Consider the following 4,550-nt stretch of genomic DNA (forward strand, 5'->3'; position numbering starts at 1 on the left):
GCCGCGCTGCTCGCGGCGTGGCGGCTGCCGCGGTTCTTCCCGATGCTGACCACGGCGGCGGGAACGGTGCCGCCCGCGTCCGTGCTCGTGCTCGGCGCCGGGGTGGCCGGTTTGCAGGCCCTGGCCACGGCGAAGCGACTCGGTGCGCGGACCACAGGCTACGACGTGCGGCCGGAGGTGTCCGAGCAGGTCGAGTCGGTGGGAGCGCGGTGGTTGGACCTGGGTATCGAGGCCCTCGGCGAAGGCGGCTACGCCCGGGAACTGACCGGCGAGGAGCGCGAGACCCAGCAACAGCGGCTCACCGAGGCGATCACCGGCTTCGACGTCGTCATCACCACCGCACTCGTTCCGGGACGGCGTGCCCCGGTGCTGGTCACCGCCGAGGCGGTGCGCGGCATGCGGTCCGGCTCCGTCGTGGTGGACCTCGCGGGGGCGACGGGCGGCAACTGCGAGCTGACCGAGCCCGGAGCGGAGGTCGTCGTCGACGGGGTCACCGTCTGCGCGCCGCTCAACCTGCCCGCCGAGATGCCCGTGCACGCCAGCGAACTGTTCGCCCGCAACGTGCTCGCGTTGCTCGAGCTCATGGTGGACGCCGACGGAGGGCTCCGCCCCGACCTCTCCGACGAGATCCTGGCCGCGACCTGTGTGGCCGGGGCGGACGAGGACGGTGCCGGGCCCGCCGACGGCCCGACGGCGGCCGACAGGGAGGCCGAGTGATGCTGCTGAACAACCTCGCCGTTCTCGTGCTGGCCGGCTTCGTGGGGTTCGTGGTGCTGTCGAGGGTGCCGAACACGCTGCACACCCCGCTCATGTCCGGAACGAACGCGATCCACGGCATCGTGCTGCTCGGTGGTCTGATCGTGCTCGGACTGGGCACCGAAGGGGTGTTCAACAAGATCCTGCTCGTGATCGCCATCGCCTTCGGCACCGTCAACGTCGTCGGCGGCTTCCTCGTCACCGACCGGATGCTCGGCATGTTCAAGGAGAAACCCGGTCGTGCGACGCGGAAGGAGGACGACGCATGACCACCGTGGCCGTGGTCGGCTACATCATCGCGTTCGCGTTGTTCATCGTCGGGCTGATGGGCTTGACCGGGCCGCGCACGGCCGTGCGCGGCAACTGGACGGCGGCGGTCGGCATGCTGGTGGCGATCGTGGCGACCCTCCTGCTGCCCGGGATGGGCAACTGGTGGCTGATCGCGCTCGGGCTCGTGCTCGGCACGGTCGTCGGGGTGCCCGCGGCGCGCAGGGTGCGGATGACGGCGATGCCGCAGATGGTGGCGCTGTTCAACGGCGTCGGCGGTGGCGCGGTCGCGTTGATCGCGTGGGCCGAGTTCCGCGACACGGCCGGGTACGTGGCCGAACCGCTGCACGTCGCCGTCGCGTCGCTGTTCGCGGCGCTGGTCGGCTCGGTGTCGTTCTGGGGCTCGCTCGTCGCGTTCGGCAAGCTCCAGGAGCTGATCGCGACCCGCCCGGTCACGCTCGGTGCGGTGCACCGGCCGCTGACGGCGGTGGCGCTGGCCGCCGCGCTCGCCTACGTCGTGGTGATCGCGGCGGGCGGTACGTCCGGGTGGCTCATCGTCGGGGTGCTGCTGGCGGCCGCGTTCTTCGGCGTGCTGCTGGTGTTGCCGATCGGCGGGGCCGACATGCCGGTGGTGATCTCGCTGCTCAACGCCGCGACCGGCCTGTCGGCGGCGGCGATGGGCCTCGCCCTCGACAACACCGCGCTGATCGTGGCGGGGATGCTCGTCGGTGCCTCCGGTTCCATTCTGACCAACCTCATGGCCAAGGCGATGAACCGCACGCTCGTCTCGGTGCTGCTGGGCGGGTTCGGCGGTGCCGCCGTGGCGGAGGCGGACGGTCCGGGCACGGGCGGAATGGTGCGCACCACGGGAGCGGCCGACGTCGCGATCCAGCTCGCGTACGCGAACCGGGTCGCGGTGGTGCCCGGATACGGGATGGCCGTGGCGCAGGCGCAGCACGCGGTGCGTGAGATGGCCGACCTGCTCACCGGCTCCGGCGTCGAGGTGTACTACGCGGTGCACCCGGTCGCGGGCCGGATGCCGGGGCACATGAACGTCCTGCTGGCCGAGGCCGACGTGGGGTACGAGGCGCTCAAGGACCTGGAGGAGAGCAACTCCCTGCTGCCGCGGACCGACGTCGCGGTGGTGATCGGTGCCAACGACGTCACCAACCCCGCCGCGCGCACGGACGCCTCCTCGCCCATCTACGGAATGCCGGTGCTGTCGGTCGACGCCAGCCGGTCGGTGATCGTGCTGAAGCGCTCGATGGGGTCGGGTTTCGCGGGAGTGGACAACGCGCTGTTCACCGATCCGCGCACGAGCATGCTCTTCGGCGACGCGAAGGAGTCGGTCGCCTCCGTGGTGGAGGAACTCAAGGCCCTGTGAATCACCCGAGTGCGCCGTCCGGTCGCACACCCACCGCCCGCCGCGCTGCGTGACCGTCACGGTCTCCTGCCGCACGCCCCGGTTGCGAGGTCGCGCGTGGTGGTGTGCGCTCGGGAGCATGGCGCGCAGTGGGGAGACACCGCGGAACGGGGCCGACGCCGACGTCATCGTGCTCGGTGGCGGGGCGGTCGGGGAGAACGCCGCGCACCGTGCGGTGCTGGGCGGGCTGAGCGCGGTGCTCGTGGAGCACGACCTGCTCGGCGGCGAGTGCTCGTACTGGGCGTGCATGCCGAGCAAGGCGCTGTTGCGGCCCGGCAACCTGCTCGCGGCCGTGCGGCGGATGCCGGGTGTGGCCGCGCCCGAGAGTCTCGATCGTGAGGCCGTGCTGGCGCTGCGGGATTCGTTCGCGGCGCACTGGGACGACTCCGCCCAGTTCGACTGGGCACAGGGCGCCGGGGTGCGGGTGCTGCGCGGAACCGCGCGGCTGACCGGTCCCCGGGAACTCACCCTCGCCGACGGCACCGTACTGCGCGCGGCGCACGCCGTGGTGATCTGCACCGGGAGCGTTCCCGTCCGTCCGCCGATCGACGGACTGGCGGAGGCGCCGGTATGGACCTCCCACGAGGCGACCTCCGCGCAGACCGCGCCGGGCTCACTCGCCGTGCTCGGCGACGGCGCGGTGGGTGTGGAGATGGCACAGGTGTGGGCCCGTTTCGGGGTCGAGGTCGAGCTGATCTCCACCAGCGACCGGGTGCTGCCCAAGCTTCCCCCGTTCGTGGGTGAGCACGTCGAACGCGGGCTGCGCGACGACGGTGTGCGGGTGCACCACGACAGCCGAGCCGTGCGCGTGGCCACCGAGGACGGACGGATGTGCGTGGAGCTGGACGGGGGCGGGGTCGTGCGCGCCGACGAGCTGCTCCTCGCCACGGGCCGCAGGCCCAGGACCGACGACATCGGCCTCGAGGCCGTGGGACTGCGCCCGGGCGAGGAACTCACGGTCGACGACAGCGGCCTGGTGCGGGGCGTGGACGGAGAGTGGCTCTACGCGGCGGGGGATGTGACGGGCCGGGTGTTGCTCACCCACCAGGGCAAGTACGCGGCGCGGGTGGTCGGCGACGCCGTGGCCGCCCGGGCGCGGGGGGAACGGGTGGAGCCGGTGCCGTGGAGCGGTTACGCCGCGACCGCCGACCACCACGCGGTGCCCCAGGTCGTGTTCACCGATCCCGAGGTCGCCTCGGTCGGCCTGACGGAGGCGACCGACCACCGGCACCGGGTGCTCGACCTGGACCTCGCCGTGGCGGGCGCGTCGTTGCAGGCGCAGGGCTACTCCGGGGCGGTGCGCGTGGTCGTCGACACCGAGCGGGAGGTGGTGCTGGGAGCGGTCCTCGTCGGCCAGGACGTGGCCGAGATGCTGCACGCGGCCACCGTCGCGGTCGTCGGCGAGGTGCCGATGCGACGGCTGTGGCACGCGGTGCCCGCCTTCCCCACGATGAGCGAGATCTGGCTGCGGGTTCTGGAGGAGTACGGCCTGTGACGGCCGGTGCCGGCCTGTGCCGACCTGTGCGGCCTGTGCCCGGACTGCCGCCGCCTCAGCCCTCCAGCGGCACGGCCAGCGCGGCCTCGGCGGCCCGTACCGCCGCCTGCCCGTTCGCTGTGGATGCGTCGTCGGGTGTGTCGGCGAGCACCAGCATGACCGTGTGGTCGCGCAGCGCCGTGCGGAACGCGGCGTCGGCGAAGTCCGGTGTGTCGCCCGGCCAGCGGTCACCCTCGGCGGCGGGGTCGGCGAACGTCCCGGTGCCCGGTGTCTCGGCCAGATCCCGGAACGCGGTGGTGTCGGCGTCGTCGGCGAAGCTCACGGCGGCAACGGAGACCGCGACCGGGCTGCCGTCCACGGTGGTGCGCAGACTGCTCCGCCGTAGGTCCTCGCACCCGTACTCGCTGAGGAAGGCCTCGATCTCGCCCACCGCGTGCGGCGGGTCGCAGCCGCGCTGACGGTCGGTGGCCAGGCGCTCGAAGTCGAGTCCGTGCACGGAGACGACCTCGGTGCGCCGCGTCTCGCCACCGGTGCCTTCGGCGGGCGCCCGGGGACCGCGCTCGACCGTCCCGACGACCGCCAGCGTGCCCGCGGCCACGAGTGCCAGCA

At 72.9% G+C, this 4,550-nt stretch carries 3 protein-coding genes and 2 pseudogenes; 4 read left to right on the plus strand and 1 reads right to left on the minus strand.

The genetic code is table 11. The features are described 5' to 3' along the window. From SACSA_RS23755 to SACSA_RS0118595, 4 genes and pseudogenes are all read left to right on the plus strand, one after another. Positions 1–717, plus strand: a pseudogene (locus SACSA_RS23755) (NAD(P)(+) transhydrogenase (Re/Si-specific) subunit alpha); the annotation flags it as partial. Continuing rightward, complete coding sequence (locus tag SACSA_RS0118585; RefSeq protein ID WP_028662028.1) at positions 717–1,025, plus strand: NAD(P) transhydrogenase subunit alpha; 309 nt, start codon at positions 717–719, stop codon at positions 1,023–1,025. The pseudogene SACSA_RS23755 and the gene SACSA_RS0118585, both read left to right, overlap by 1 nt. Further along, a complete protein-coding gene (locus SACSA_RS0118590; protein WP_019819228.1) occupies positions 1,022–2,407 on the plus strand; it encodes an NAD(P)(+) transhydrogenase (Re/Si-specific) subunit beta in 1,386 nt (461 codons plus the stop codon). The genes SACSA_RS0118585 and SACSA_RS0118590 overlap by 4 nt, the downstream gene beginning before the upstream one ends. Before the next feature lie 118 nt (positions 2,408–2,525). Further along, positions 2,526–3,941, plus strand: coding sequence for a dihydrolipoyl dehydrogenase family protein (locus tag SACSA_RS0118595; RefSeq protein ID WP_019819229.1), 1,416 nt, complete (start codon positions 2,526–2,528; stop codon positions 3,939–3,941). 55 nt (positions 3,942–3,996) lie between these two features. Here the strand turns inward: SACSA_RS0118595 and SACSA_RS23760 are convergent. Next, positions 3,997–4,550 (minus strand): annotated as a pseudogene (locus SACSA_RS23760) (hypothetical protein); the annotation flags it as partial.

It is taken from the genome of Saccharomonospora saliphila YIM 90502, from assembly GCF_000383795.1.
GTDB lineage: Bacteria > Actinomycetota > Actinomycetes > Mycobacteriales > Pseudonocardiaceae > Saccharomonospora > Saccharomonospora saliphila.

Excerpts from the sequence above, each read along its gene's own strand:
- SACSA_RS0118585 (WP_028662028.1), top strand. The coding sequence starts at position 717 with ATGCTGCTGAACAACCTCGCCGTTCTCGTGCTGGCCGGCTTCGTGGGG.
- SACSA_RS0118590 (WP_019819228.1), top strand. The coding sequence starts at position 1,022 with ATGACCACCGTGGCCGTGGTCGGCTACATCATCGCGTTCGCGTTGTTC.
- SACSA_RS0118595 (WP_019819229.1), top strand. The coding sequence starts at position 2,526 with ATGGCGCGCAGTGGGGAGACACCGCGGAACGGGGCCGACGCCGACGTC.